Source organism: Ruegeria sp. AB11 (assembly GCF_056536325.1).
Map to the genome: position 1 here is coordinate 2,311,754 of NZ_JBQFJO010000001.1, position 25,327 is coordinate 2,337,080.

Here is a 25,327-nt window from a genome sequence, read left to right on the forward strand (position 1 = left end):
ATGAAAATGGTGCTTTGGCTGTTGATTTCGGTGGGCATTGCGATGGGCGCATATGTTCGTCTTGCGCCGTCTGACCCAACGCGCTGGCATGTTGCCCCCGAAGGCTTGGATCGAGATTTTAGGAACGGCGTAGTGCGGGTCGTTGAGGCAGCCCCGGAAGCGCTGGAGCAACTCGATCATATTGCCCGCGCGACGCCGCGCACGACCTTGCTGGCAGGTTCGATCGAAGAGGGAATGTTAACCTATGTCACCCGTTCCAGGGTATTCGGGTTTCCCGACTACACCACCGTGCAGCATGACGGGGACAAGCTGCGCATCTATGCGCGCTCAAGATTTGGTCGGAAAGATTTCGGCGTCAATCGACAGCGGGTCACCCACTGGCTTGCTTTGCGGCAGCCCTGACGACAAACACCCCTCCTGCACCTCTCGCCACATGGGCACGTTCAGTGACATCTGGCATTGGGCCATGAACATGCGGCCGTCGACCTGCAGACAGATCATCTCTCCCAATTCGACGCGGATGCCTGATTTGTCGGTGCAATAGCAGTCCTGCACCTTGCCCCCGGGGCCAACAACGTCGGCCATACCAGGGGTTGCAACAAGTGTCAGGGCCAGGATCAGTCGTTTCATGCGCTAAGCCTAGCACAAGGCAAGGCCTTGACCAAAGCCCCCGGATGATAGACACCGCGCGGATGATCCCCGAAGAACGCCTAGAACAGATCACCCAGCGATTCCAATACCTCGAAGCGGCCATGGCTGATGGCGCATCGGGCGGAGATATTGCGGCCTTGGCTAAAGAATACTCGGACCTCAAACCGGTGGTTGATCAGATCATGGCATGGCGTTTGTTGGTCTCCGATTTGGCCGAGGCCGAAGCGATGCTGGCCGACCCAGACATGAAAGAGCTGGCCGAGGAGGAAATTCCCGAACTGCAGGCGCGAATCCCCGAGGCCGAACATGCCTTGCAGCTGGCATTATTGCCCAAAGACGCGGCGGATGCGCGCCCGGCGATGCTGGAGATACGGCCCGGTACAGGTGGCGATGAGGCGGCTCTGTTCGCCGGAGACCTGCTGCGGATGTACCAGCGATACTCCGAGGCGCGTGGCTGGCAGTTTGAAATCATCGAGGAACAGGCCTCGGATCTCGGCGGGATCAAAGAAGTAGTGGCTCATATCAAGGGCGACAACGTCTTTGCGCGGATGAAATATGAATCTGGCGTGCATCGGGTACAGCGTGTGCCCGAAACCGAAAGCGGCGGGCGTATTCACACTTCGGCAGCGACCGTCGCGGTTTTGCCTGAGGCTGAGGATGTAGACATCCAGATCGACGCGAATGACATCCGCATCGACACGATGCGCAGTTCCGGCGCGGGTGGGCAGCACGTTAATACTACGGATTCGGCGGTGCGGATCACGCACCTGCCCAGCGGTATCGTGGTGACCAGCTCCGAGAAATCGCAACATCGCAACCGTGAGATTGCGATGCAGGTGCTGAAAACGCGCCTTTACGATCTGGAGCGGCAGCGGATCGACAGTGAGCGGTCAGCGGATCGCGCCAGCCAAGTGGGCTCGGGTGACCGGTCGGAACGGATCAGGACTTATAATTTCCCACAGGGTCGTATGACGGATCACCGCATCAACCTGACGCTCTATAAGCTGGATCAGGTGATGCAGGGCGATCTGGATGAGGTGATTGATGCGCTAACCGCAGATGATCAGGCCCGGCTGCTGGCCGAGATGGCGCAATGATTGCGGCACTGACAGCTGCGCAGGCCATGGTAGCGGCCACCGCGCGTTTGCGCGCGGCAGGGGTGCCCGATCCGGCGCGGGATGCGCGGGTGCTGCTGGCCCATGCGGCACGGATCGAGGCCAGCCGTGTGACGCTGATCGCACCCGAGGAACTGCCCGTTGATATCGCAGAGCGCTATGACCAGTTGATTTCTCTTCGTGCCATCCGGGTGCCGGTGTCGCACCTTCTGGGCGAGCGCGAATTCTATGGTCGTCGGTTCCGGGTCAGCCGTGATGTACTTGACCCTCGTCCCGAAACCGAAGCTTTGATCGAAGCAGCTCTAAGTGAACCGTTCGATCATGTTCTGGACCTGGGTTTGGGCTCGGGCTGTATCTTGATTACTTTGCTAGCTGAACGGGCGAGCGCCTCGGGCGTCGGGGTGGATTTGAGCGAAGCGGCCTGCCTGCAGGCCAGCGCCAATGCTGTTCAGCATCAAGTTCAGGCGCGTTTGGAGATTCGGCGGTCGGATTGGTTTGAAAACATTCGGGGGCAATTTGACCTGATTGTTTCGAATCCGCCTTATATTTCGGCGGAAGAAATGAATGAACTTTCGCCGGAAGTACGTGAGCATGAGCCGCGCATGGCTTTGACGGATGAGGGCGACGGATTGGATGCGTACCGTCGTATAGCGGCCTCGGCCCCAGATTATCTGATGCCTGGCGGGCGTATTTTGGTAGAAATCGGTCCAACACAAGGCGCTTATGTCTCAGCGTTATTTGATGCCGCTGGACTGACGCGCACGCAGGTGATCCCTGACCTGGACGGGCGTGACCGGGTTGTAGGGGCAAGAATGCCACCATCCAGGGGAATCTGAAGCTGAAAAATGCCGATTGATGTAAAAAAGCTGCGACAATTGTGAGAATCCTCTTGTCTGAGCGCTCAGGACATGTTTACTCAGGATTAGTCGGCGAGGTTGACGCTGTTTCAGCGCACCCCTGACGCCAAGCCCAAAAAGTCGATAGCGCGTAACGGCACAAAGCCACTGAGCAGCGTTAGATACGGGTTGATCGACAGTGAATTGATAAGGCTGACGTAAAGTAAGATGAGATCTTCCAAATCCCGCTCGCGGGCCAAGAACAACCGCAATCGTCCTTCTGGCGGCAACGTCGTAAACCGGGTTTTCGACAGCTCAGGCCCTGAGGGCAAAGTGCGTGGCACACCGCAGCAGATCATTGACAAATACAACCAACTGGCGCGCGACGCACAGCTGTCGAATGACCGTGTGGCGGCCGAGAACTTTCAGCAACACGCCGAGCATTACCTGCGCATGCTGAGCGAGGCGCAGCGCGAGATCGAAGCGCGCCGCGAAGAGCAAGAGCGCCAGAACCGCGAACGGCAAGCTGAACGTGACCGTGAGCGTGCCGAACGTCAGGAGCGCGAAGCGGCTCGTCAGGCGGACCCTGCCGAAGCTCCGCAACCTGATGTGATGGATTTCGCCTCGGCCGAACCGACACCTGAAAGCGGGTTGGTCGAGACACCCGAAAGCAAAGGTGCCGAAGCTCCGGCTCAGGAGAAGAAGGAAAAGCCGGCGCGTAAACCGCGGGCGCGCAAGCCCAAAGCACCGCCTGCAGCTGAGGATACGCCCCCCGATACAGGCGACGCACCAGAAGCGGCCGAATAAGATCGGCTCACGCCGACAAAAGCCCCGAGGTTTTTACCCGGGGCTTTTTATTGCGATCAGGGTTTCTGAATTTCGCGAGCCAAGGCACAGAAAGCTTCCAGCGGAATCTGCTCGGCGCGTTCAGTGGGTTTGATACCAGCGGCAAGCAGGCGGTCTTCGATATCCGGGGCCGTACCTTTGAGCGAGGCACGCAGCATCTTGCGACGTTGATTGAAGGCCGCCGCGACCACGCGGGACAGGGTGCGGGCGTCCGCTGGATACCGGGGCTCGGGCAACGCTGTCAGGTGAACCACCGCACTGGAGACCTTCGGTGGAGGTGTGAACGCTCCGGGCGGCAGGGACATCGCGATGCGCGCTTCGGCCCGCCATTGGGCGAGGATGGCAAGGCGGCCATAGGCCTTGCTGCCGGGTTGGGCCACGATCCGCTCGGCCACTTCACGCTGGAACATGAGGGTCAGGCTTTGCCAGAAGGGCGGCCATTCGGGCGGGGTGAGCCAGCGGACCAGAAGCTCGGTTCCGACATTGTAGGGCAGGTTCGCGGCCACGCGAATCGGTGGCGTCAGATGGGCCAATGGATCGATTTCCAGCGCATCACCGTTGATGACCTCGAGCCTGCCGGGATAAGCGGCGGCAATATCGTTCAAGGCTGCGATGCAGCGAGTGTCTTTTTCAACGGCGACGACTTTGCGGGCCCCCTCAGACAGCAGGCCACGGGTCAAACCACCAGGTCCCGGCCCGATCTCAAGGACATCGCATTCGTCCAGGTCTCCGGCCTGCCGCGCGATCTTTGCCGTCAGGTTGAGGTCGAGCAGAAAGTTCTGACCCAGCGATTTGCGGGCCGAGAGCTGATGGGTGGCGATAACCTCGCGCAGCGGGGGGAGGGAGTCGATGGCGCTCATGGCTTTATCGTTGTTCGGATTGGATTTGGTGCGCCAGATATTTTTTGCCTCCGGCGGGGATATTTTTGGCCAGATGAAGCATTAGCGAGATTGCGCCATCTTCTGGGCCAGTCTGAGCGCCTCGATCAGGCTGGTTGGGTTTGCGATGCCTTGGCCTGCAATGTCCAAGGCCGTGCCGTGATCTGGCGAGGTTCTGACGAAGGGCAGGCCCAGCGTCACGTTTACACCTCGGTCAAAATCCAGCGTTTTGATCGGGATCAGCGCCTGGTCGTGATACATTGCAATCGCCGCGTCGTAGCGCGCACGTGCCGCGGCGTGGAACATGGTATCTGCGGGGTGCGGGCCGGTCACTGAATAGCCAATGGGTGATAAATCGGCGATCAGCGGCGCGATCCAGTCGAGCTCCTCAGTCCCCATCTTTCCCTCTTCGCCCGCGTGGGGGTTCAATCCAGCCACGGCGATTCTGGGATTGGGGATGCCAAACTGGTCGCGCAAACCCCGTGCGGTGATCTCGATCGTTTCACGCAAAACTGCCGGAGTGAGCGCGCTTGTGACTTGCGATAGCGGAATATGGATGGTGGCTGGTACCACCCGCAATTGATCGCTCGCGAGCATCATCACGACGCGCGACTGTCCCGCCAGTGAGGCTAGGAATTCGGTATGTCCCGGAAACGCAAATCCAGCCCCATCGATCAGTGCCTTCTTGTGGATCGGTGCTGTACAAAGCGCCGATGCTGCACCGGATTGGACCAACTCGACACCCCGTTCAATAGCATCAACGACAGCGGGCGCATTTTGGGCTTCGGGATGTCCGGGTGTATTTATAGACGAAAACTCGACATGCAGAACGGGCAGGGCAGTGGCGCTTGCTGCACGGGCTTCTGCTGGGTCGGATATCCGAGTGATCGGAGTGCCTGCCGGGAGGTGCGAGGCATCGCCGATATAGAAGAACGGGCATTCATCGCGCAATGATTGCCAGGCTTTGGCCGCGATCTCGGGGCCTATTCCTGCAGGTTCGCCGCAGCTGAGTGCGATAGGTGGTGTCATTGCTCGATGATGACGGCTTCGGCTCGGAGCTGTTCCAGCAGGCTGTCAGCAAGAGCCTGCAAGCGTTGTTGTGTCAGCGCGTTGGCTACGTCCACTCGGGTCGTTTCTTCACCCAGATCGCGGGTTCTGTTGCACAGCATCAGGAACATCAGCGTCTGACCGTTGTTTCGCGTCAGTGCAGTTGAAACCTCATTTGGATCAAGTTTGGCCAGTTCCAATGCAACATCGCGTGGTATCTCAGACGGTTTAGCGGTGTTACGATCAAGAATATCCGGCGACTGACCCTTGGCCAATCCATAGAGATCATCGCAGGTGTCGATCTCTTCCTTGAGTTTGGTGGCTTTTGCGAGCGTATCTGTATTGCGGCCACCTGGGAGGTAATAGATGGCGTAGTCGATTTCGGAATATCGCGGCGCGCTGCCCGCTGTTTCACGGATACCCCTCATCTGGAATAGCGCCACAGCGTTTGGCAGCGCAAGCGGATCGGTAATCTCGCCGTTTTTCAGGCCCAGGATGACCGGCTGCAGAGCGGGTGGCAGATTTGTGATCGAAAGCCATTCGAGCCGCCCACCATTTTCACGTGTAGCCGCTGCTGAGTACTGTGTTGCGGCGGCCGAAAAGCTCTCCTGATCGGGGAGCAATGCAATTTCGTCGGCCAGAGCCTCGGCTTGAGCCAGTGTTTGTGGGGTTATTGGAATGATGATTTCTGACAATAAAACCTGCAAGCCGCCGCCGCCGCCCTGTCCCAGTGCGCGATTGATTTCATCCTCGCTCGGCCGGGCCTGCGACAAAAAGCGAGTGGCGACATAATCCCGCCAGGATAATTGATCGGCCACGAAATCCCGTACGGTTTCCGTGGAAACACCCTCTTCGTTCAGTAGTCTTAGAAACTCGTCCGTGCTTAGGTTGCCGCGTGAGGCGAATTCATCAATTCCAGATTGAACATCTTCCGGCGTCGCCTGAATCCCGGCATCACGCATAGCCTGTTTACGCAGCCTGTCATCGATCAATGCATTGCGGACTTCTGTGTCGGAACTGCCGGGGATACCCAGAAGATCCAGAAACTGTTGGCGCTGTTGCAGTTCATACCAAGTGACAATGTCTTGATTGACCCGGATTGCAGGAGAGAAAAGGCTTTGACTCTGGGCCGGGGGTGTCGCCAGGGCAACAAACGCGGCAGCCAACACCGGCAGGACCGAATTACGATAGCCCGCGCGAAGAGATTTTGTGAAACCTGAGATCAACTGCATCTTCTCTTAAACTTTTGTCCATTGCCTTCGACGGAGTACCCTGTCAGGGCTACGGTAAAGCCGAATTCCGTCGAAGGCTCAATACTTGATGTGGATGTAAAGCGTCTGTTGACGTTCACATTCACCTGCACGCACTCATTCTGGTAGGTCAAACCAAACCCCAGGCGGAGCGGCTCAGATTCGCTGAAATCATAGCGCGCGCTGGCGCGGGTCAGCCAGTTCTGATCCACGCGATAGCGACCCGATATGCGCAGCTCTGATATTTCGTCATTGTTAGCTTCAGCCGGGTCCGGTTCCAGCCAGATATAGCCGCCAGATAGTGCCGTATCTCCTTTGACCCACGCTGCGCGCAACTCGGCTTTCGTAAAACTGAAGTCATTATTCAGCAGTCCACGTGCCGCCAGTGTCAAACCTTTGCCATTGTTAAGTTGACCGGCCAAAAGAATGTCCGATTTGGTCCCCTGCAATCCTGATGTCAGCGTGAAATCCGGATCGGCTTCTGACCGAAAAACTTGCCCAATTGTTGCGAGCGCACGCCAACCATCAGCGTTGTAGCGGGACCAATTCAAGCCGACCACGGCGGTTGTGCCATCTTCACGCCGGTCAGGCGCAGGAAATCGCGAAAGTGCCAGCAGATTGCCCTGATCGAGCTCTTGAAATGTGCTTTCGTCGTTGGGCACATCGTTATCTGAAACATGTGTCCAGCCGATTTGTGCAATAGGTTCCAGGATTTGCGTCGCGCCAGATTGCTCGCGTCGCAACATTGGGTAGCGCAAAGTAAAGGCCGCGCGCGGCGTCGAGCGCGTCACATTGTTCGGATAACTGCTGTCATTTCTGATGTTGAACGTGTCAATTGCCGCGCCCAGCTGGGCCTCGGCACGTAGCCCGGTTGCGAAAGTCCAGTTGCGCAGCCATTCTGCGTCAAAAGTCGCGCGGGCGACATCGCGCCCAACAATATCCTCATCGCTGGTGCGAGTGTGAGTGTGGCCAAGAAAGGCCAGTTGAACTTCGCCTCCGAGGGCTTTGGGAAATAAACGTTTTCGATAGTTAAGGTCGAAGATACGCGATGGGATCTCGTCCTGATCTTCGCTATCCCGCAGAGTCTTATAGTGGATGAAGCCGGTCCTGAATGCAGTGTCGCGTTTTATCCTTTCAAGGGCGATCTCGCTGCGCAGGCGATCAAAATCGGGCAGGCCATAGTCGGCCAGATACGAGTCGTCCGAGGTTGTTTTGATGTCAAACGTCAGTCGATAGCTGTTTCCCAGGCTGAAGCGACCATCTGCAAAGAGGTATCCGCGATCTTTGCCAGGTCGAAGATCGTCTCGCGTATAGGCGCCTCTTAATCGGATGCGACCGGATTTGAACGCCTGTCTGTACCGAAATCCGAGGGTGCGGGTTTTGGATGACAGATAGGGCGTCAGCGTCAGGTCTTTGTGATCCCCGATCTTGAAGAAATAAGGGACCTGTAGGCCAGTATCCAACTGCGAGGTCGTGCGGATCGATGGCACCAGGAAACCTGTCGCGCGTTCGAGAGTTGGATCGGGCAGGCGCAGGGTGGGGAAATAGAAGACAGGTACATCCAGAATGCGGAACTGGGCGCCTTCGAAATACAGCTGCCTTTCGAGCTGATCATGCGTGACTTTGCGTGCGCGAATTTGCCAGATCGGAGGGGTGCCGTTGGCGCAGACATGACATGAGGTTGCCGCCACTTTGCTGAACTGTGTGTATCGCCCCGCCGCGCGGGTAGCTTGGACCGAAGCGATCTGAACCTGCTGCTCAAATACCATACGCGCGCCCATCAACAGGCCATTCTGGATGCCGCTATCCAATTGTGCAGAATCGGCAAGCAATGTGCTGTCCCCACCTTGATCGATCCGGATCGGGCCGACCAGAGTCAGCTCACCTGTTTCACGATCATAGGTGACGCTTTGGGCTGTGAGTTTCACGTCGCCCTGAAAAGCTTCGACATTTCCTTCGGCGACCAGTTTGCGGTCCGGGGTGATGAAAATCTCATCGGCCACAAGTAGGGCTGGTTGATTTTGCTCAGCCGTACCGGTGTCGTTGGTGGCGCCTGGCACTTCCGACTGTGCCATAGCAACAGCAGGCATGGACAGGATCAATGCGGTCGAAAGTAGTAAGGAGAGGATAGGGCGCATCAGCCGTCCTCCGCATGAAGCAAAAGACCCAGTGACAAAAGGATACCCGCAAAAGGTGGAGCCCAGGCCGCAACAAGGATCGGCAATTGTCCGTTCTCGCCAAGAATTTGCGCAAAGTTTCGAATGAAATAAATGCCGAACCCCAGCAAAACGGCAGTTAGTACAGCAACACCCGTGCCACCAAACCGGACATGGCGCATTGTAAAGGCCGCACCGATCAAGACCATTGAGACCAGAAACAGCGGCCGCGCAAGTTGTACCTGCAACCAGACTTCATACTGTTTGGTGGAAAATCCGGCCTCTTCCAGATCTCGGATCAATTGCGGCAGGTCGTAGACGGATACTGAATCCTGCTGTCCCAAAGTGTCCAGAATCCGATCTCGTGTCAGCGTTGTCGGGAGGTTCAGTACCTCGTGCATGCTGGAATTTGCTTCGGGGTTGAGGTCATCCTGAATAGGCCAGATCTTGGCCTGATGCAGGGTCCAGAACCCATCCTCAAGATCGGCCTGTTGGGCTGAAATTTGTTGGTTCGGTTTACCGTCGGGTGCGAATGTGGTGATGGTTACGTCTTTCAAGGCGAACCTGTCTCCGTTGACCGTGCCCGTTGCGTGGATCACCGACTGGCCATTGGCTGAACCCTGGCGCAGCCATAGCCCTTCGCGGCTGATCGAAAGGGCCGAACTGCCTTGGTTTCGGTAGCCATCCGACAGACGCTGAAATTCTTCTGAGGTGGCAGCGGCAATCGGGTTCAGCAAAGCAACCGCGAGTGTTCCGATTATCAGCGCCAGCAATACCGGGGCCAGTAACGCGCGGATTCCAGACCGGCCGATGGCTCGGGTCACGACCAATTCGGAACTGCGGGCAAGGCCAACGAACAAAGCAATAGTGGCCAAGATCATCAAAAGCGGTAGCATCTCGCTAATCGCCGCTGGCGTGTTTAGAAGCGTCAACTGCAATAGCTGACCAAAGGACAGGCCAGTACCATCGAACCGGCGCACCTGCTCGATCAGATCGATCAGGATCATCAAAGTCAGAAAGATTCCGCCGATTATGAGAAAGCTTTGGATAAAGCGGCGGGCAAAATAGCGGTCGAGGATCACGCGCGTGTCCCCATCAGGCTTCGGCAAACGAGAATCACAGCCGGGCATGGATTCATGCGCGACGGCCTGTAGCTGCCGATTGATCTCACGTTATCTCCCCCGAGCCTGCCGTTGTTTTCGCGCGACCATAATGCAATTGGTCGACGGGGAAAACTGCTATCTGGTCAATGGTGGCTGCGCGGGCTAGGTCTTATGCAACGCATTTTTCAGGAGAATGATATGAGCAGTCTCATGCCCGTCCGTTTCACCCCTTTTGACCTTGATGCGATGGCGCAGGCCGAAGGGCGCGTGGCCATTCTCATTCCCGCCGATGGCAAGATGAGCCCTGCCGCGCGACGGGCCAATCGTTTGACCAAAGGTGGTATTGCGCGGCTGGTCGAAAGCGAGCGTTTCAGCAAAGTGAAATCGGGTGATGTGATTTCGCTGGCATGGCCGGCAGGAATGGAGGCGGAGGCGCTGGATATTTTGGTCCTGCCGCGCCGACCCAATTTCGACGAAGCACGAAAGGCCGGGGCTAATCTGGCAAAGCTGTCTGCTGGTAAATCCGTGCTGGTCATGGCCGCCAACCATGCGCGAATCGAAGAGTTGGCTTTGGGCATGGTTTTGAGGGCCTACGATTTTGATGTCCACAAAACCAAGGAATCTGATCCGTTGGGCGAGATTGTCATCGGTCATTCAAAGCCCGAGGAGGCCGAGGCCACATTTGCGCCGCTCTATGCCGTCGCGGATGGGGTGCGCATGACACGGGATCTGACAAATGAACCCGCAAATGTGCTGACGACAACCGAATTCGCGGACAGGTTGGTCGAGATGGAATCGCTGGGCCTGAAGGTCGAGGTTCTGGAAGAAGACAAGTTGGCCGAACTGGGCATGCGCACGCTGCTGAGCGTCGGGCAGGGCTCAGTCAGTCCCTCGAAAGTTGTGGTGATGCAGTGGGATGGTGGTGACAAGGATGACGCGCCGCTGGCCTTGGTCGGCAAGGGTGTTGTGTTCGATACCGGGGGTATCTCGCTGAAGCCCGCGGGTGGCATGGAAGACATGACCATGGACATGGGCGGCGCGGGTGTTGTTGCCGGAACCATGCGTGCGCTGGCCAAGCGCAAGGCCAAGGCAAATGTCGTTGGGCTTGTCGGGTTGGTCGAGAACATGCCGTCGGGCAATGCTTCACGCCCCGGTGATGTCGTCAAATCGATGAAAGGCGACACTGTTGAGATCATCAACACCGACGCCGAGGGTCGTTTGGTTCTGTGCGACGTCATGTGGTACGCGCAGGATCGGTTCCAGCCGGTGGGCATGATCGATCTGGCCACTTTGACGGGGGCAGTGATCATTGGACTAGGGCACGAGAATGCCGGTGTGTTTTCGAACAATGACACGTTCTGTGATGCCTTCCTGAAATCTGCCAAGGCCGAGGATGAAGGCGCATGGCGGCTGCCATTGGGCGAAGGTTATGACAAGCAGCTAAAATCACGCATTGCGGATATGAAGAACGTAGGGGGACGTCCAGCCGGTTCGATCACAGCGGCGCAGTTCCTACAGCGCTTTGTCAAGGAAGAGACACCTTGGATTCACCTCGATATCGCTGGTGTGGCCTCTGTGTCCTCCGAGACGTCTTATGCGCCCAAAGGGGCCACCGGCTGGGGCGTCCGTGCGCTAAGCCGCTTCGTACAGGACAATTTCGAGACCACGGGCGAATAGATCCGTGGGCGCGGTCTATTTCTACCACCTGACTCGTCAGCCGTTGGAGCACACCCTGCCTGTGCTGTTGGACAAGGCGCGGCAGGCCGGGTGGCGGATTGCCGTGCGGGGGATTGAACCAGCGCGGATGGACTGGCTGGATGAAAAACTGTGGCTGGGTCCCGAAGAGGGGTTCCTGCCACATGGCCGTGAAGGTGGTGCGCATGACGCAGCGCAGCCGATTTTGCTGACGACCGGACCAGAGGCCGCCAATGGGGCGACTTGCGTGATGGCCGTCGATGGGGCACCGATTGAGGCGGACGAGGTTTCGGCGTTGGAGCGTGTCTGTATTCTGTTTGATGGCAACGACCCGAAGGCGGTGCAATATGCGCGCGGACAGTGGAAAGCCCTGACTGGGGCGGGGTGCTCGGCACAATATTGGTCCGAGGAATCCGGTCGATGGGAGAAAAAGGCCGAGGCGTGATCGGTCACAAAATTATTTTAGGAGATTTCAAATGGATATGAAGCCTTTGGGCCGCACCGGGATTGTGGTTTCGGATTTATGTCTGGGCACGATGACCTTTGGTACTCAGACCTCAGAAGCGGACGCGCATCGCCAGATGGACGTGGCGCTTGCGGGTGGGATCAATTTCGTAGACGCCGCCGAGATGTATCCGGTGAACCCGATCTCGGCAGAGACGGTTGGGCGGACCGAAGAAATTCTGGGCAATTGGAATGCCGCCAATCCATCACGGCGCGGTGACTATGTGCTGGCGACGAAACACTCCGGTGAGGGGTTCGTGCATGCGCGCAATGGGGCTCCGATCTCGAAAGAAACCATTCCTGAGGCGATTGAAGGATCATTGCGTCGATTGCAGACGGATGTCATCGACCTCTATCAGTTCCATTGGCCAAATCGCGGCAGCTACATGTTCCGGCAAAACTGGGACTATGCGCCCTTGGGGCACGACCGGGATGAGATCGTGGATGAGATGCGCGAGAGTCTGATTGCTCTGCAAGCGCAGGTGGACAAGGGCAATATCCGCGCCTTTGGTCTGTCGAATGAAAGTGCTTGGGGCACCGCGCAATGGTTGCGGGCATCGGACGAGGTCGGCGGACCTCGGGTCGCGTCGATCCAGAACGAGTATTCGCTGCTCTGCCGGTTGTTCGATACGGATCTGGCTGAATTGTGTCTGCTCGAAGATGTCGGGTTACTGTCATTCTCACCCTTGGCGGCGGGTTTTCTCACGGGGAAATATCAAGGTGGTGCTATTCCAGAAGGATCACGCATGGCGTTAGTCCCGAATATGGGCGGGCGCAAAACGGATCGCGTGTATGATGCTGTGGCTGCTTATCTGGATATCGCGCAGCGACACGGGATGGATCCGGTGCACATGTCCCTAGCGTGGTGTTGCAGCCGGCCGTTTATGGGATCGACTATTTTTGGCGCGACGACGGTGGCGCAGTTGGAGCATATTCTGGTGGGCAAGGATCTGAAGCTTTCGCCCGAAGTGATGGCCGAGATCAGTGCGGCGCACCGGGCGTTTCCGATGCCATATTGAAGGGATGGGGGCTATGCCCCCGTCGCCTTTGGCGACTCCCCCGAGGTATTTTTTTTGGCCAGATGAAGCTGGATTGCCTCAGTGATGGGTGGGTTGTGTGCGGTCTTGCCTGAGGTCGCGGGCCGATAGGCCATGCGCGGTGCGGAAGGCGCGGGCGAAGCTCGATTGTGACGCGAAGCCTGTGGCGAGTGCCACATCCATCAAAGGAATGTCGGTATCGGTGACGAGTCGGCGTGCCTCGGCCAGTCTGAGTTGCAGGTAGTGGTCTTGCGGTGTGGTATTCAGGCGTAGCCGGAATTGCTGCTGTAGGGTGCGGGCGCTGGTGCCGAGAGCGTCAGCGATGTCAGCCAGTGGAAGGGGTTCGTCCAGAGATGATTCCATCAGCGAGTTTGCCTTGGCGGTCAGGGCAGTATGGCGATGCGGTGCGCCAGTACGGCTTTGCGGTTTTGAGGGTTCGGATGTGCCTTCGTAGAGGAACAGTCCGGAGACCCGGGCAGCAAATCCTGCACCGTGGCGGGCGGCGATGATGTGCAGCATCATATCGATCGCCGGGACAGCACCGCCCGAGGTCAGGCGGTTTTCGGACACGGTGAACCGGTCGGGTCGCACATCGACATTCGGGAAGCGGCCAGAAAAATTCTCCAAGTCCTCCCAATGCGTCGTCGCAGCGTGACCATCCAGCAGTCCAGCCTCGGCCAGCAACCAGGGGCCGCCATCTATCCCAGCCATTGTAGCGCCAGAGGCGGCGATCCGGCGAAGACCGGCAAGCAAGCTGGGCGTTGCGTGACGCGCGAGTTGGAAGCCCGCAACGACAATCATTAGGTCGCAACCCTGCAGGCGTGCCAATGGGATGCCTTGTACATTCAGAGCGCTCGTCAACATGGCGGGCTCAGCAGTGGCGGTGACGTAGTCCCAGTCAAAAGCGGGCCGGTCTGCCAATCGGTTGGCTGCGCGCATCGGGTCGACCGCAGCAGCAAAGCTGAGCGTGTTGCATTCGTCCAGCACCAGCACCGCCGTTTTCAGGGCGCGATGTTCAGGTTGGAGTATGTTTTTTGCGGATTTCATCAAGTCTGATTCGCATTCTGCCAAGTGGTTTGTCCAAGGCTGCGCCAGAGTTGGCGTTGACGCAAATCGGAATCCGGGGAGAAGCCTGGGGAAAACCCAAGGTAAAACCGGGTATAAGCTGGGGAAAACGCCATGCCTTTGGAAATGAACCGCGAAGTCTTTATCACCTGTGCCGTGACTGGGTCGGGCGGAACACAGGATCGCAGCCCTCATGTCCCGCGCTCACCCAAGCAAATCGCCGACAGCGCGATTGCTGCAGCCAAGGCCGGTGCGGCGGTGGTGCACTGCCATGTGCGCGACCCTGAGACGGGTGCACCGTCGCGCGATCTGGCGCTGTATCGTGAGGTGACGGACCGTATACGTGATGCTGAGGTTGATGCAGTGCTGAACCTGACGGCTGGCATGGGCGGAGACATGGTGTTCGGCGGGATCGAAAATCCGCTGCCATTGGCGGAGGCCGGAACCGATCTGGTTGGTGCTACCGAGCGTGTGGCACACGTGGCCGAGTGCTTGCCGGAAATCTGCACCTTGGATTGTGGCACGATGAACTTTGCCGAAGCCGACTATGTGATGACCAATACCCCCGGCGCCTTGCGCGCGATGGGGCAGATGATGACCGATCTGGGAGTGAAGCCCGAGATCGAGGCCTTTGATACCGGTCATCTGTGGTTTGCCAAACAACTGGTGAAAGAGGGTGTTCTGGAACCGAATGCGCTTGTGCAACTGTGCATGGGTGTGCCCTGGGGCGCGCCGGATGATCTGAACACCTTCATGGCGATGGTAAACAACGTACCCGATGACTGGACGTTCAGTGCGTTTTCATTGGGTCGGAATGAGATGGCCTACGTGGCGGCATCGGTTCTGGCGGGTGGCAATGTGCGTGTCGGGTTGGAGGACAATCTGTGGCTCGAGAAGGGTGTATTGGCCGAGAACTGGCAGTTGGTCGAGCGTGCGGGCAGCATCATCGAAAACATGGGTGCGCGCGTGATCGGGCCGCAGGAAGTGCGTGAGAAACTGGGTCTGGTCAAGCGGGCACCGGCAGGAGTGGTGGGCTGAAGCCCGTCCTACGAGTAAGGTCAAGCGATATGAAAAAGATTGCTGCAATCATTGGTGGCGGTGTGATCGGCGGCGGATGGGCTGCGCGGTTTCTCCTGAATGGCTGGGATGTTCGGGTGTTTGATCCGGATCCGGAGGCGGAACGCAAGATTGGCGAGGTGCTGGTCAATGCACGCCACTCCCTGCCGGGCCTGAGCGATCTGCCCCTACCGCCGGAGGGGGTGCTGAGTTTTCATGATGAGATTGGTGACGCCGTGGACGGCGCCATGTGGATTCAGGAAAGCGTACCGGAGCGGCTCGACCTGAAACTGAAGGTTTACAAAAGTCTGCAGGAGGCATGTGACCCTGGTGCCATCATTGGGTCCTCGACAAGCGGGTTCAAACCGTCTGAGCTGCAGGAAGGTGCGCCGCGGCCCGAGCAGATCGTGGTCACGCATCCATTCAACCCGGTTTATCTGTTGCCGTTGATCGAACTTGTGCCGACTGACAAAAATACGCCTGAGATGGTCGCTAAGGCGAAGGAACTGCTGACCTCGGTCGGGTTCTTTCCGTTGCATGTCAGAAAAGAGGTCGACGCGCATATCGCGGACCGTTTCCTTGAGGCCGTCTGGCGCGAGGCGCTGTGGCTGGTCAAGGACGGTATCGCAACAACCGAGGAGATCGACGAAGCCATCCGCATGGGGTTTGGCATCCGCTGGGCGCAGATGGGGCTGTTCGAAACCTATCGCGTGGCCGGGGGCGAAGCCGGGATGCGGCATTTCATGGCGCAGTTTGGTCCGGCGCTGAAATGGCCCTGGACCAAGCTGATGGACGTGCCCGAGTTCACCGATGAACTGGTTGATATGATCGCAGATCAGTCGGATGCACAATCGGGCATGCACTCAATTAGGGAGTTGGAGCGCATTCGCGACAACAACCTTGTGGGCATGATGCGGGCGCTGAAGGCGCAGAACTACGGGGCCGGGGCGGTGTTGAACCAACATGACGCTGCGCTGAAACCGGGAGCCTTGCCGAACCTGGATCAGGCGGATCTGAGCCAACCCATTCTGACGCTATCGCGCGCCGTGCCGCTGGATTGGACGGATTACAACGGCCATATGAACGAGGCCAAATACCTTGAAGCTTTTGCAGCCGCCACGGATCGGTTCATGGAGATAATCGGCTGCGACATGGAGTATATCTCGACTGGCGGCAGCTATTTCACCGCCGAGAACCACATCCGATATATGCAAGAGACCCATGCCGGTTCGCGGATCGAGTGCCGTACGCAGATGCTGTTGGGGCAGGGCAAGAAGCTGCATGTCTTCCACAGCATGTACGAAGGTGAGACGTTGTTGGCCACTGGCGAAAGCTTTTTGTTGCATGTCAGCCTTGAAACCCGCCGCCCCAGTCCGCCATCACCCGAAATCGAGGCTGCAATGGCGCGGATTGCTGAGGCGCAGGCCGGATTGCCTTATCCGGAAGGTGCGGGCGCTGCGATCCGTAAGCCTGCATGAGCAGCCGGGTTCTGATTACTGCCGGCGCCTCGGGTGTCGGTCGCGCAATGGCGGAGGCGTTTGATGCTGCCGGGGCGCAGGTCTGGGTGGCGGATATTGACGTAGATGCGCTGGCAGAATGTCCATCAGACTGGAAGCAAAGTCTATTGGACGTTTCGGATGAAACCGCTGTTTCATCTACATTCAAAGAAGTTGAGGCAGCGTGGGGTGGGCTCGACGTGCTGTGCGCGAATGCAGGGGTCGCCGGGCCGACCGCTGCGGTTGAGGATGTGCCTCTAACTGATTGGCGTTTTTGTCTTTCAGTAAATCTGGAAGGGGCGTTTTTGTGTTCCAAATACGCTGCTCCAATAATGAAGCAGCAGAGGAGTGGTGCGATCCTGATCACGTCTTCGACTGCAGGCCAATACGGCTATCCCAACCGCGCGCCTTATGCGGCGGCGAAATGGGGCATGGTGGGCCTGGGCAAAACGCTGGCGATGGAACTGGGGCCGCACGGAATCCGATGCAATGTTATCTGCCCCGGTTCAGTAGAAGGACCACGCATGGAGGGCGTGCTGCAACGCGAAGCCGTTGCAAAGGGCATGACCCGGGATCAGGTTTACAACGGTTACGCCTCGGGCACGTCCATGGGCCGCTTCGTCGAGGGGCGGGACATTGCAAACATGGCTGTATTTTTGGCGTCAGATGCGGCGCGGCTGGTGTCGGGTCAGGTGATCGCGGTGGATGGTCATACAGTCAATCCTGACCCGAAACTGTAGATCAGCCCTGATTGGGGCCGCGGATCTGGCGGATGGCGCTGCGGACGGCTTTCCAGTCCTGCGCCTCCTGCTGGTTTCCGGCGGCTTGGCTTTCGCGCATTTTCTGCGCAGCTTCGGCCTCGGCCCGATCTCCATGAGCCGTGTAGAGGGCACGTGCGTATTCTGCGGTTTTGAGTGCGTCCATTCCCGTCTTCCTCCATCTCAGATCGGAATGTCTATGGGTTCGCGCCAAGTGACTATACAACAGGATATCACTCAGGTCATGTCTGTGTAATTTCGGCACGCAATTGCTGCAAATGCGTTGGGAAATCACGGGCGGTCATCTCCGCCTCGCGTACAAGCCGATCGAAATGAAGCGTGAACACCTCAATCCGGTCGCGGTCGCGGAAGGCCATATAGTGGCTTCCAGCATAGAATACACATAGAAGCGGACCGAATATTGTAACCGGGGCAGAGTAAAGCCGTTTGGCATCAAACAGATAAATGCGAAGGCGGGGGTAGAGCTGTTTGCATAGGCTTAGCAGATGGTCGATCTGATCCAGCCGGACCTGCAGGGGCAGCCCCTCGTAGTATCCGGTGGCGTGAGCAAAGCTGTGGAGCTCATAAAGCGGCATCGCAATTTCATAATCGGACTGAGCGCTACGCATCCAGGCCAGCCGGTCCGCCGAAGCGCCAATGGCTTGATCCGCAGTACGGCCCAAATGCGGAGCGTATTCCCATTCCAAAACTGCACGGGTCTTGAGCATGTCGGGCAGGGTGGCGGGGACATAACGTATTTTGTAGCCGGCGGCCTCTTGGTGCCATTCAAAGATTCGCTCATCTACAAGGGCTCGCGCGGCCTCAGTCAGCGTAAGGGAGCTGGCCAGCAATTCCGCCGCGCTTTCAGGTCGGTTGGAGAGGCCCAACAACCAGTCGGCGGATACCCCGAGCGCCGAGGCGCAGCTGCCAACCACATGCGCATTAGGCAGGCGTGCGCCTGCTCCGGTCAGCAATTGTGAGACAGTTGATCGGTCAACACCGATGCTACGTGCCAGCACACTCTGACTGACGTCGCGATCTTGCATCGCCCTGGCCAGGCGTTGCCGGAACTGCGAGGCACGATCCCGTTTGTCGATTTTTTCAATCATATGGTGATTTATATCACCTATGTTGTGAATTGTTAATCATATTCAGAATTCCCGACCCTTGGATGTGCCTGTAACGCTGGTGTTACAAAAACAAGAATGGGGTCTGGAATGGAAACGCGACGCAGGTCGGTCGTGAAAGCGCTGGTGTGGAATGCGATGGGACTGGCGATGATGACGCTGGTTGGTTTGATCGCTACAGGCTCGGCAGCGCTTGGGGGAATGGTTGCTCTGGTCAACACGGCCATTGGTCTGACGATGTACGTGATTTACGAACGCGTATGGGCCGGGATTTCGTGGGGCCGCAATGGCTGATCCCACCACACCCAAATCGCCCGAGTGGGCGACATTTGCCCTGATCCTCGCGTGTTATTCCGTTTGGCTTGGTGTGATCTTCTGGCTGGCTGATGTGTCTCTTTGGCTGGCAATCCCAGTCATGGGGCTGGTGGCCGCTTTGCATTCCTCGCTGACCCATGAGGCGCTGCACGGGCATCCCTTTCACCAGAAATGGCTAAATGAGGCGCTGATGGCACTGCCGCTGACCTTGTTCATTCCATACAATCGGTTTCGGGACCTGCATCTGGCGCATCACTGTGATGCGAACCTGACCGATCCTTACGATGACCCTGAGACCAACTATCTTGACCCGCAGGTCTGGGCGTCTCTGGCCGGTTGGCAGAGGCGGATGTATCAGGTGAACAATACTCTGCTTGGGCGGATGGTTCTGGGGCCTGCAATTGGGCAGATTGCGTTCCTGAGGGATGAAATACGAGGTGCATTGCGCGGGGATCGGGAGATTCTGTTGGCATGGGCGTTACATTTGCCCGGCGTTGTTGCGGTGCTTTGGATCGCCGCACTTTCGCAAATGCCGATTTGGGCCTTTGCCTTATCTGCATATATCGGGCTGGGTCTGGTCAAGATCCGCACATTCCTGGAGCATCGCGCCCATGAGAAATCCCGTGCCCGGACTGTGATTGTTGAAGACCGTGGAATCCTTGCATTTCTGTTTCTTAACAACAATTTGCACGTCGTTCATCATATGAATCCAGCCGCGCCGTGGTACCGTTTGCCGACACTCTACCGTGCAGGAAAAGAGCGCTATCTGGCTTGTAACGAGGCCTATGTATACCGTTCATATACGCAGATATTTCGGGAATATTTCTGGCGCGCCAAGGATCCGGTGGCGCATCCGCTCTGGCCAAAGCCTTGATTTAACGACAGAAGGGAAACCATGAGTTTATGGATTCCCGTCACTATCGCAGCCGCATCGTTCCAGACGGTGCGGTTCATGCTGCAGAAATCGCTGAGCAGTGCGAAACTTACGGCTGCCGGGGCGACATTTGCACGATTTGCCTATTCGATGCCGTTGGCCTTGTTGGGGCTTATTATAGCCTTGGGCGCGACAGGGTACGAATTACCAGCGTTGACGGCGAAGTTCTGGATCTTTGCAGTCATCGGCGGGACCTCGCAGATATTGGCCACGATCTGTGTGGTGGCGCTGTTCAAGCAGCGTAACTTTGCGGTTGGGATTACGTTCAAGAAAACCGAGGTTATTCAAACCGCTATCGTTGGGTTCCTCATCCTTGGAGATCAGGTGTCAACCGGGGCGCTTGGAGCAATTCTGCTTGGATTGTTGGCCGTTCTGCTGCTGTCAAAAACACCCGGAGGCACCGGGGCTTGGTGGCAACATCTAACAAACAAAGCCTCGCGCCTTGGTCTGGGCTCAGGCGTATTGTTCGCCTTTTCCTCGGTCAGCTATCGCGGTGCCTCACTGCAACTGGGCGATATCGATGCGTGGTTCCGGGCACTGGTGACGCTGGCTGCGGTGGTCACGTTCCAGTTCCTCAGCATGTGGCTTTGGCTGTTGTGGCGAGACCGGGCCGAGTTGCGCGCAGTGTGGGAAACCCGTCAGACCGGGATCTTCGTAGGTCTGACCAGCCTATGCGGTTCGTTCTGCTGGTTCTTTGCATTCACACTACAGAACGCGGCCTATGTGAAGGCGCTGGGTCAGATCGAACTGATCCTAAGCCTGTTCGCATCTCTGCTGTTTTTCCGCGAAACCATTACCCGGCGAGAGGTCGCCGGGATGGCGTTATTGGGCCTGTCGATATTGGCGCTTGTACTCGCGATCTAACCGGCGCGACGCTCGTCAAAGCTGAGGGCGATAAAGCTGGGAAGGTGATCCCCCATGCCCACAACTGCTGGCCCGCCATCGTCGCGGCGCCCACGGCCACGACTTTTGGGCTCACGATCTTTCCGGCTTTCGCTTTTCTTGCTGTCTGCGGCCTTGGCCTTTTTCTCAGGCTTTGGCGCTTCGGGCTTGGGCTCGTCTACCTTGACCGGATTGTCGATGCGCGGAATGTCCTTCTGGATCAGGCTCTCGATCGCGGCCAGCGCCTTTTCATCGCGGCCCGAACAGATCGTGATCGCTTTGCCTTCACGTCCAGCCCGACCAGTACGACCGATACGGTGGACATAATCCTCGGCATGGCCGGGAACGTCGAAGTTGAACACATGGCTGACCGAGGGGATATCCAGACCCCGCGCCGCGACGTCTGACGCAACAAGTAACCGCAAGGATCCATCGCGGAACCCGTCCAGCGTTTTCATCCGCTGAGACTGGTCTAGATCGCCATGAATGGCAGCGGCGTTATAGCCGTATTTCTTCAGCGACTTGGCGCAGATATCTACATCGGTCTTGCGGTTGCAGAAGATGATTGCGTTGGTGCACTTTTCACCTTCGGCATCGATCAACGCGCGCAAGGTCTTGCGTTTCTGGCTGGCTTCGCGATCACGACGGCCGCCTTTGAACATCACCACACCCTGTTCGATAGTTTCCGAAGCTGTGGCCTGTCGGGCAACCTCGACACGGGTGGGGGCCGACAGGAAGGTGTCAGTGATCCGTTCGATCTCGGGCGCCATGGTGGCTGAGAAGAACAGGGTCTGGCGGGTAAATGGCGTCAGCGAGAAGATGCGCTCGATATCCGGGATAAAGCCCATGTCGAGCATCCGGTCGGCCTCATCCACAACCATGATCTGCACGCCGGTCAGCAACAGTTTGCCACGCTCGAAATGATCCAGCAGACGGCCCGGAGTGGCGATCAACACGTCAACACCGCGATCGATCAGGGCATCTTGTTCCTTGAACGAAACGCCACCGATCAGCAGCGCTTTGGTCAGCTTAAGGTGCTTGGCGTAGGTATCGAAGTTCTCGGCCACTTGTGCCGCCAGTTCCCGCGTCGGGCACAGCACTAGCGAGCGAGGCATACGTGCGCGGGCACGCCCACGGGCCAACAGAGTGATCATCGGCAGGGTGAAGCTGGCGGTTTTGCCGGTGCCAGTCTGGGCGATCCCAAGAACATCGCGCCCTTCCAGTGCGGCTGGAATTGCGCCTTCCTGGATCGGGGTCGGAGTTTCGTATCCGGCTTCCTCAATGGCTTTGAGGACCTTCGGGTTCAGGTTCAGTTCGTTAAATTTTGTCATGTATGTCCGGTTCATGCGGACACTCGACCTGGCCCGCGCGTCAGAATATGCCGGGCCCGGATGGCCATGCGCCTCATGCGCGTTTCGGCTGTGGCGCGGGCATAACAAAAACGTGGGGCAGGGTCAAATGAAGTCGACTTAACCTTTTCCATATCCGCCGATAACAGGGATTTCCGCAACAATTCAGATGCTTCCGGGGAAGTGTTTCGCGACTTTCCGGTCCAGATCCAGCGGGCGGTGGCGCATCATGTCATTATCTTCAAGCCGTTCTAGAACCTCAGGGTCAGCGGCACTGATTTCATCATAGAATTCCTTAAGACCATCTAGCCCGTATTCGGCTTCCAGAAGTGTGAACAATTCGAACCTGTCGAGCGCGCCGATCTTTCGCGGGCGATCCGGGCTGGCCTGGTACGAGCCGCGTTCAAGGCGGAAGCGGTAATGCGCCAGCCAATGCTCCCAATCCGGGGCGTGGCGGTGGCAGAGATCGATCTGCGGCAGTTCTTTTCTGACCGGTAGAAATTCGCCGTGCTGATAAAGATTGTGGATGCGGTCGCTCAGTTTCTTGAGGCCACTGCGCACGAACAGTTTGCCCTGAATGTGGCTCATGAAACCGGCCAGAACATAAGCGCCGAATTTGGGGTAGAGCGACTCGACCAGCGCCTGTCTGTTCTTTCCTTCGGGAATGAAGGCTTTGTAGAGGTCATCGCCCCCCGCCAGAGCCTCTATCGGGCGGACGCGGACGGCGGGGGTGTCATCCGGAATTTGGCTCAGCAGATCTGGGATCGGGGACATCGGCCAAAGGAACTCGTCGACGTCGATATGCGCGACCCAGTCCAGATCGGTCCGATTATAGATCAAATTGGCATTCGACGATTGCCGGACCTGATGTTTGTCCGGCCTCTCACGACCGCGACGCTTCCAGAACGCCGCATCGCAAGCGCGCACCCGGATCCGGGGGTGTTCGCGCAGGGCGGTGATGTCGCCTTGGACCGGCTCGTCCAGAAAGATGTGAATCCGGTCCGCGCCGATATCGAGGTGGTGGGCGGCAAAGCGCAAAATATCCTTACGCGGGGCACGGATGGTGGTCACAATTCCCCATGTGGTCTTATCTGGATTGGCCGCAGAATCCGTCAGGTCATCATTTCCTTCGTCGCGGTCAGGTTCAGCGCTGGATAGTCACGAACCACCCGGTCAATATCCCATTGCAGACGCGTCAGATAGACGATGTCGCCGTCATGGTCATGCGCGATGTGCTGTTTGTTGGCGTTAACGAATTTGTCGACCTCGGGCTTGTCACCGCTGACCCAGCGGGCCGAGGTGAATTGAGACGCCTCAAACCGCACAGGGAGACCGTATTCCATCTCGATCCTACTGGCGAGCACTTCGAATTGCAGCGCACCGACAACCCCGACGATAAAGCCTGAGCCGATCGAGGGTTTAAAGACCTTGGCCGCGCCTTCCTCGGCAAACTGCATCAGGGCTTTTTCCAGATGCTTGGCCTTCATTGGGTCACCAGCGCGCACCGTTTGCAGCAGTTCTGGTGCGAAGGAGGGGATGCCGGTTACTCGGATTGCCTCACCCTCGGTCAGCGTGTCACCGATGCGCAGTTGACCGTGGTTAGGGATGCCAATGATGTCTCCGGCCCAGGCTTCTTCGGCCAGTTCCCGGTCGGACGCGAGGAACAGGACGGGGTTCGAGATCGCCATCGGCTTTTTCGACCGTACATGGGTCAACTTCATGCCACGTTTGAAATGACCGCTTGCCATGCGGACAAAGGCCACCCGGTCGCGGTGCTTGGGGTCCATATTGGCTTGAACTTTAAACACGAACCCGGCCACTTTCTTCTCATCAGGTGCGATCTGACGCGGTTCTGCCGACTGAACCTGAGGCTGCGGGCCATAGGCGCCGATGCCCTCCATCAACTCTTTCACACCAAATGAGTTGATCGCCGAGCCGAACCAGATCGGGGTCATGTGCCCTTCCAACACCGCCTGCGGGTCGAGTTTAGGCAGCAATTCGCGCGCCATCTCGACCTCTTCCAGCAGTTTGTCCAGCAGTTCAGCCGGCACATGCTCGGCCAGCTTGGGGTCATCCAGCCCGTTGATCTGGATGCTTTCGGCCACCTTGTTGCGATCGGCGCGGTCCATCAGCTCGAGCCGGTCACGCAGCATGTCGTAGCAACCAATAAAATCGCGACCCACACCAATCGGCCACGCGGCAGGCGTGACGTCGATGGCCAGCATCTCCTGAATTTCGTCGATGATCTCGAATGTATCGCGGCTTTCGCGGTCCATCTTGTTACAGAAGGTCAGGATCGGCAGATCGCGCAGGCGGCAGACCTCGAACAGTTTCTGCGTTTGGCTTTCCACACCTTTCGCACCGTCAATGACCATAACGGCGGCGTCTACGGCGGTCAGCGTGCGATAGGTATCTTCCGAGAAATCCGAGTGGCCGGGGGTGTCCACCAGATTGAACCGGAAATTCCCGTAGTCGAAGGACATCGCCGAGGCCGAGACCGAGATACCGCGATCTTTCTCCATCTGCATAAAGTCCGACCGCGTGCGCCGTGCCTCACCCTTGGCGCGCACCTGACCGGCCATTTGAATGGCACCCCCGTAAAGCAGGAACTTTTCCGTCAGCGTTGTCTTGCCCGCATCCGGGTGCGAGATAATGGCGAATGTCCGGCGACGGGCAATCTCGGGCGGCAGGGTGGGTTGGTTCGAGGTATCAAGCATAAACGCGCGTATAGGCGGGGAATCCTGCTGAGGCAAGACAAAGGGGATGGTTCGAATCGTGGGGGTATGGCAATAAGAACATATAGTGAACAAAATATGGAGTGGACCAATGAATTTGAGAGAAATCGCAGACGAATTGGTTGCGGGTTGCCGAGAAAACCGAGCCAAAGAAAATCTGGACAAGCTTTACGCAGCGGATGCTGTCTCGGTCGAGGCTGCGGATGCAATGGGCATGGGGCGCGAAACTCATGGCCGTGACGCAATACGAGGCAAACATGAGTGGTGGGAAGGCGCACACGAGGTTTCAGACGCGTCTGTGAGTGATCCGTTCCCGCATGGCGAAGACCGCTTTGCCGTCATCTTCGAAGTTCAGGGCAAGGTGAAGGAGTCTGGTGAGAGCTTTGATATGCGCGAAGTTGCTGTTTATCACGTCGCCGACGGCAAGATCGTGCGGGAAGAGTTCTTCTATTGAGCCACTGATCCGTTTCTGGCCTTCCTTGTCGGGCCGAT

Annotated in this window: 26 protein-coding genes; 14 read left to right on the plus strand and 12 right to left on the minus strand. The window is 57.7% G+C overall.

Annotated features, from left to right (window positions below; genetic code table 11):
• A complete protein-coding gene (locus ACR3EJ_RS11650) occupies positions 1-402 on the plus strand; it encodes a DUF1499 domain-containing protein (RefSeq protein WP_170540224.1) in 402 nt (133 codons plus the stop codon).
• On the opposite strand, the gene ACR3EJ_RS11655 is transcribed toward ACR3EJ_RS11650, so the two are convergent.
• Positions 328-630, minus strand: a complete 303-nt coding sequence (locus ACR3EJ_RS11655; protein ID WP_170540221.1) for a hypothetical protein — start codon at positions 628-630, stop codon at positions 328-330. The two genes, ACR3EJ_RS11650 and ACR3EJ_RS11655, sit on opposite strands and share 75 nt — an antisense overlap.
• Before the next feature lie 62 nt (positions 631-692).
• Here ACR3EJ_RS11655 and prfA point away from each other — a divergent pair, with 62 nt between their 5' ends.
• From prfA to ACR3EJ_RS11670, 3 genes are all read left to right on the plus strand, one after another.
• Positions 693-1,748: a peptide chain release factor 1 gene (prfA, locus tag ACR3EJ_RS11660; protein ID WP_170540433.1), complete on the plus strand. Its 1,056-nt coding sequence runs from the start codon at positions 693-695 to the stop codon at positions 1,746-1,748.
• The gene (gene prmC, locus ACR3EJ_RS11665) at positions 1,745-2,602 is read left to right on the plus strand and encodes a peptide chain release factor N(5)-glutamine methyltransferase (protein WP_170540218.1); all 858 of its coding nucleotides are present in this window, start codon (positions 1,745-1,747) and stop codon (positions 2,600-2,602) included. The genes prfA and prmC overlap by 4 nt, the downstream gene beginning before the upstream one ends.
• A gap of 228 nt (positions 2,603-2,830) precedes the next feature.
• Positions 2,831-3,409 carry a DUF4167 domain-containing protein gene (locus ACR3EJ_RS11670; protein ID WP_170540215.1) on the plus strand — a complete coding sequence of 193 codons (579 nt, stop codon included), beginning with the start codon at positions 2,831-2,833 and terminating at the stop codon, positions 3,407-3,409.
• A gap of 56 nt (positions 3,410-3,465) precedes the next feature.
• On the opposite strand, the gene rsmA is transcribed toward ACR3EJ_RS11670, so the two are convergent.
• The 5 genes from rsmA to lptG form a co-directional block, all read right to left on the minus strand.
• Positions 3,466-4,308, minus strand: coding sequence for a 16S rRNA (adenine(1518)-N(6)/adenine(1519)-N(6))-dimethyltransferase RsmA (gene rsmA, locus ACR3EJ_RS11675; protein WP_170540212.1), 843 nt, complete (start codon positions 4,306-4,308; stop codon positions 3,466-3,468).
• 81 nt (positions 4,309-4,389) lie between these two features.
• On the minus strand, positions 4,390-5,355 hold the full coding sequence (pdxA, locus tag ACR3EJ_RS11680; protein WP_170540209.1) for a 4-hydroxythreonine-4-phosphate dehydrogenase PdxA: 966 nt from the start codon (positions 5,353-5,355) through the stop codon (positions 4,390-4,392).
• A complete protein-coding gene (locus ACR3EJ_RS11685) occupies positions 5,352-6,605 on the minus strand; it encodes a peptidylprolyl isomerase (RefSeq protein WP_170470756.1) in 1,254 nt (417 codons plus the stop codon). The genes pdxA and ACR3EJ_RS11685 overlap by 4 nt, the downstream gene beginning before the upstream one ends.
• On the minus strand, positions 6,596-8,761 hold the full coding sequence (locus tag ACR3EJ_RS11690) for an LPS assembly protein LptD (protein WP_170540206.1): 2,166 nt from the start codon (positions 8,759-8,761) through the stop codon (positions 6,596-6,598). The genes ACR3EJ_RS11685 and ACR3EJ_RS11690 overlap by 10 nt, the downstream gene beginning before the upstream one ends.
• Positions 8,761-9,861 (minus strand): LPS export ABC transporter permease LptG, encoded by a 1,101-nt coding sequence (lptG, locus tag ACR3EJ_RS11695; protein WP_170540431.1) that lies wholly within the window; start codon positions 9,859-9,861, stop codon positions 8,761-8,763. The genes ACR3EJ_RS11690 and lptG overlap by 1 nt, the downstream gene beginning before the upstream one ends.
• A gap of 219 nt (positions 9,862-10,080) precedes the next feature.
• Between lptG and ACR3EJ_RS11700 the strand changes: the two genes are divergently transcribed.
• The 3 genes from ACR3EJ_RS11700 to ACR3EJ_RS11710 are packed head-to-tail and all read left to right on the plus strand — an operon-like array spanning position 10,081 to position 13,100.
• Complete coding sequence (locus ACR3EJ_RS11700; protein ID WP_170540203.1) at positions 10,081-11,559, plus strand: leucyl aminopeptidase; 1,479 nt, start codon at positions 10,081-10,083, stop codon at positions 11,557-11,559.
• A gap of 4 nt (positions 11,560-11,563) precedes the next feature.
• Complete coding sequence (locus ACR3EJ_RS11705; RefSeq protein ID WP_170540200.1) at positions 11,564-12,022, plus strand: DNA polymerase III subunit chi; 459 nt, start codon at positions 11,564-11,566, stop codon at positions 12,020-12,022.
• Between the two features lie 31 nt (positions 12,023-12,053).
• Positions 12,054-13,100 carry an aldo/keto reductase gene (locus ACR3EJ_RS11710; protein ID WP_170540197.1) on the plus strand — a complete coding sequence of 349 codons (1,047 nt, stop codon included), beginning with the start codon at positions 12,054-12,056 and terminating at the stop codon, positions 13,098-13,100.
• A 78-nt stretch (positions 13,101-13,178) separates the two neighbouring features.
• Here the strand turns inward: ACR3EJ_RS11710 and ACR3EJ_RS11715 are convergent, their stop codons facing one another.
• Positions 13,179-14,165, minus strand: a complete 987-nt coding sequence (locus ACR3EJ_RS11715; protein ID WP_170540194.1) for a GlxA family transcriptional regulator — start codon at positions 14,163-14,165, stop codon at positions 13,179-13,181.
• 132 nt (positions 14,166-14,297) lie between these two features.
• Here ACR3EJ_RS11715 and bcoG point away from each other — a divergent pair, with 132 nt between their 5' ends.
• The 3 genes from bcoG to ACR3EJ_RS11730 are packed head-to-tail and all read left to right on the plus strand — an operon-like array spanning position 14,298 to position 17,475.
• A complete protein-coding gene (gene bcoG, locus ACR3EJ_RS11720) occupies positions 14,298-15,221 on the plus strand; it encodes a 3-dehydrocarnitine:acetyl-CoA trimethylamine transferase BcoG (RefSeq protein WP_170540191.1) in 924 nt (307 codons plus the stop codon).
• Positions 15,222-15,250: 29 nt separating this feature from the next.
• Positions 15,251-16,717 carry a carnitine 3-dehydrogenase gene (locus ACR3EJ_RS11725; RefSeq protein ID WP_170540188.1) on the plus strand — a complete coding sequence of 489 codons (1,467 nt, stop codon included), beginning with the start codon at positions 15,251-15,253 and terminating at the stop codon, positions 16,715-16,717.
• Positions 16,714-17,475 (plus strand): SDR family oxidoreductase, encoded by a 762-nt coding sequence (locus ACR3EJ_RS11730; RefSeq protein ID WP_170540184.1) that lies wholly within the window; start codon positions 16,714-16,716, stop codon positions 17,473-17,475. Before ACR3EJ_RS11725 ends, ACR3EJ_RS11730 begins: the two co-directional genes overlap by 4 nt.
• A gap of 1 nt (position 17,476) precedes the next feature.
• On the opposite strand, the gene ACR3EJ_RS11735 is transcribed toward ACR3EJ_RS11730, so the two are convergent.
• Complete coding sequence (locus ACR3EJ_RS11735) at positions 17,477-17,659, minus strand: hypothetical protein (RefSeq protein ID WP_010440418.1); 183 nt, start codon at positions 17,657-17,659, stop codon at positions 17,477-17,479.
• A 76-nt stretch (positions 17,660-17,735) separates the two neighbouring features.
• Positions 17,736-18,602 (minus strand): helix-turn-helix domain-containing protein, encoded by an 867-nt coding sequence (locus tag ACR3EJ_RS11740; protein ID WP_170540181.1) that lies wholly within the window; start codon positions 18,600-18,602, stop codon positions 17,736-17,738.
• Positions 18,603-18,710: 108 nt separating this feature from the next.
• Here ACR3EJ_RS11740 and ACR3EJ_RS11745 point away from each other — a divergent pair, with 108 nt between their 5' ends.
• From ACR3EJ_RS11745 to ACR3EJ_RS11755, 3 genes are read left to right on the plus strand one after another with little or no spacing between them, the layout of a single operon-like run.
• A complete protein-coding gene (locus ACR3EJ_RS11745; protein WP_010440411.1) occupies positions 18,711-18,914 on the plus strand; it encodes a DUF2061 domain-containing protein in 204 nt (67 codons plus the stop codon).
• A complete protein-coding gene (locus ACR3EJ_RS11750) occupies positions 18,907-19,809 on the plus strand; it encodes a fatty acid desaturase (protein WP_170540178.1) in 903 nt (300 codons plus the stop codon). Before ACR3EJ_RS11745 ends, ACR3EJ_RS11750 begins: the two co-directional genes overlap by 8 nt.
• A gap of 21 nt (positions 19,810-19,830) precedes the next feature.
• Entirely contained in the window at positions 19,831-20,733 is a 903-nt protein-coding gene (locus ACR3EJ_RS11755; RefSeq protein WP_170540175.1) for an EamA family transporter, read from the plus strand.
• Here the strand turns inward: ACR3EJ_RS11755 and ACR3EJ_RS11760 are convergent.
• The 3 genes from ACR3EJ_RS11760 to ACR3EJ_RS11770 all read right to left on the minus strand — a co-directional run bounded on the left by ACR3EJ_RS11760 (position 20,730) and on the right by ACR3EJ_RS11770 (position 24,817).
• Positions 20,730-22,082 (minus strand): DEAD/DEAH box helicase, encoded by a 1,353-nt coding sequence (locus tag ACR3EJ_RS11760; RefSeq protein WP_170540172.1) that lies wholly within the window; start codon positions 22,080-22,082, stop codon positions 20,730-20,732. The two genes, ACR3EJ_RS11755 and ACR3EJ_RS11760, sit on opposite strands and share 4 nt — an antisense overlap.
• Positions 22,083-22,265: 183 nt before the next feature.
• Complete coding sequence (locus ACR3EJ_RS11765; RefSeq protein WP_170540169.1) at positions 22,266-23,171, minus strand: glycosyltransferase family 2 protein; 906 nt, start codon at positions 23,169-23,171, stop codon at positions 22,266-22,268.
• Positions 23,172-23,212: 41 nt separating this feature from the next.
• The gene (locus tag ACR3EJ_RS11770; protein WP_170540165.1) at positions 23,213-24,817 is read right to left on the minus strand and encodes a peptide chain release factor 3; all 1,605 of its coding nucleotides are present in this window, start codon (positions 24,815-24,817) and stop codon (positions 23,213-23,215) included.
• Between the two features lie 109 nt (positions 24,818-24,926).
• Between ACR3EJ_RS11770 and ACR3EJ_RS11775 the strand changes: the two genes are divergently transcribed.
• Positions 24,927-25,289, plus strand: coding sequence for a SnoaL-like domain-containing protein (locus ACR3EJ_RS11775; RefSeq protein WP_170540162.1), 363 nt, complete (start codon positions 24,927-24,929; stop codon positions 25,287-25,289).
• The last annotated feature ends 38 nt before the right edge of the window (positions 25,290-25,327 follow it).

What these genes read in the sequence shown, in the direction of transcription:
- ACR3EJ_RS11650 (WP_170540224.1), top strand. Translation starts at nt 1, where the DNA reads ATGAAAATGGTGCTTTGGCTGTTGATTTCGGTGGGCATTGCGATGGGC.
- ACR3EJ_RS11655 (WP_170540221.1), bottom strand. Translation starts at nt 630, where the DNA reads ATGAAACGACTGATCCTGGCCCTGACACTTGTTGCAACCCCTGGTATG.
- prfA (WP_170540433.1), top strand. Translation starts at nt 693, where the DNA reads ATGATCCCCGAAGAACGCCTAGAACAGATCACCCAGCGATTCCAATAC.
- prmC (WP_170540218.1), top strand. Translation starts at nt 1,745, where the DNA reads ATGATTGCGGCACTGACAGCTGCGCAGGCCATGGTAGCGGCCACCGCG.
- ACR3EJ_RS11670 (WP_170540215.1), top strand. Translation starts at nt 2,831, where the DNA reads ATGAGATCTTCCAAATCCCGCTCGCGGGCCAAGAACAACCGCAATCGT.
- rsmA (WP_170540212.1), bottom strand. Translation starts at nt 4,308, where the DNA reads ATGAGCGCCATCGACTCCCTCCCCCCGCTGCGCGAGGTTATCGCCACC.
- pdxA (WP_170540209.1), bottom strand. Translation starts at nt 5,355, where the DNA reads ATGACACCACCTATCGCACTCAGCTGCGGCGAACCTGCAGGAATAGGC.
- ACR3EJ_RS11685 (WP_170470756.1), bottom strand. Translation starts at nt 6,605, where the DNA reads ATGCAGTTGATCTCAGGTTTCACAAAATCTCTTCGCGCGGGCTATCGT.
- ACR3EJ_RS11690 (WP_170540206.1), bottom strand. Translation starts at nt 8,761, where the DNA reads ATGCGCCCTATCCTCTCCTTACTACTTTCGACCGCATTGATCCTGTCC.
- ACR3EJ_RS11700 (WP_170540203.1), top strand. Translation starts at nt 10,081, where the DNA reads ATGAGCAGTCTCATGCCCGTCCGTTTCACCCCTTTTGACCTTGATGCG.
- ACR3EJ_RS11710 (WP_170540197.1), top strand. Translation starts at nt 12,054, where the DNA reads ATGGATATGAAGCCTTTGGGCCGCACCGGGATTGTGGTTTCGGATTTA.
- ACR3EJ_RS11715 (WP_170540194.1), bottom strand. Translation starts at nt 14,165, where the DNA reads ATGAAATCCGCAAAAAACATACTCCAACCTGAACATCGCGCCCTGAAA.
- bcoG (WP_170540191.1), top strand. Translation starts at nt 14,298, where the DNA reads ATGCCTTTGGAAATGAACCGCGAAGTCTTTATCACCTGTGCCGTGACT.
- ACR3EJ_RS11725 (WP_170540188.1), top strand. Translation starts at nt 15,251, where the DNA reads ATGAAAAAGATTGCTGCAATCATTGGTGGCGGTGTGATCGGCGGCGGA.
- ACR3EJ_RS11730 (WP_170540184.1), top strand. Translation starts at nt 16,714, where the DNA reads ATGAGCAGCCGGGTTCTGATTACTGCCGGCGCCTCGGGTGTCGGTCGC.
- ACR3EJ_RS11735 (WP_010440418.1), bottom strand. Translation starts at nt 17,659, where the DNA reads ATGGACGCACTCAAAACCGCAGAATACGCACGTGCCCTCTACACGGCT.
- ACR3EJ_RS11740 (WP_170540181.1), bottom strand. Translation starts at nt 18,602, where the DNA reads ATGATTGAAAAAATCGACAAACGGGATCGTGCCTCGCAGTTCCGGCAA.
- ACR3EJ_RS11745 (WP_010440411.1), top strand. Translation starts at nt 18,711, where the DNA reads ATGGAAACGCGACGCAGGTCGGTCGTGAAAGCGCTGGTGTGGAATGCG.
- ACR3EJ_RS11750 (WP_170540178.1), top strand. Translation starts at nt 18,907, where the DNA reads ATGGCTGATCCCACCACACCCAAATCGCCCGAGTGGGCGACATTTGCC.
- ACR3EJ_RS11755 (WP_170540175.1), top strand. Translation starts at nt 19,831, where the DNA reads ATGAGTTTATGGATTCCCGTCACTATCGCAGCCGCATCGTTCCAGACG.
- ACR3EJ_RS11760 (WP_170540172.1), bottom strand. Translation starts at nt 22,082, where the DNA reads ATGACAAAATTTAACGAACTGAACCTGAACCCGAAGGTCCTCAAAGCC.
- ACR3EJ_RS11770 (WP_170540165.1), bottom strand. Translation starts at nt 24,817, where the DNA reads ATGCTTGATACCTCGAACCAACCCACCCTGCCGCCCGAGATTGCCCGT.
- ACR3EJ_RS11775 (WP_170540162.1), top strand. Translation starts at nt 24,927, where the DNA reads ATGAATTTGAGAGAAATCGCAGACGAATTGGTTGCGGGTTGCCGAGAA.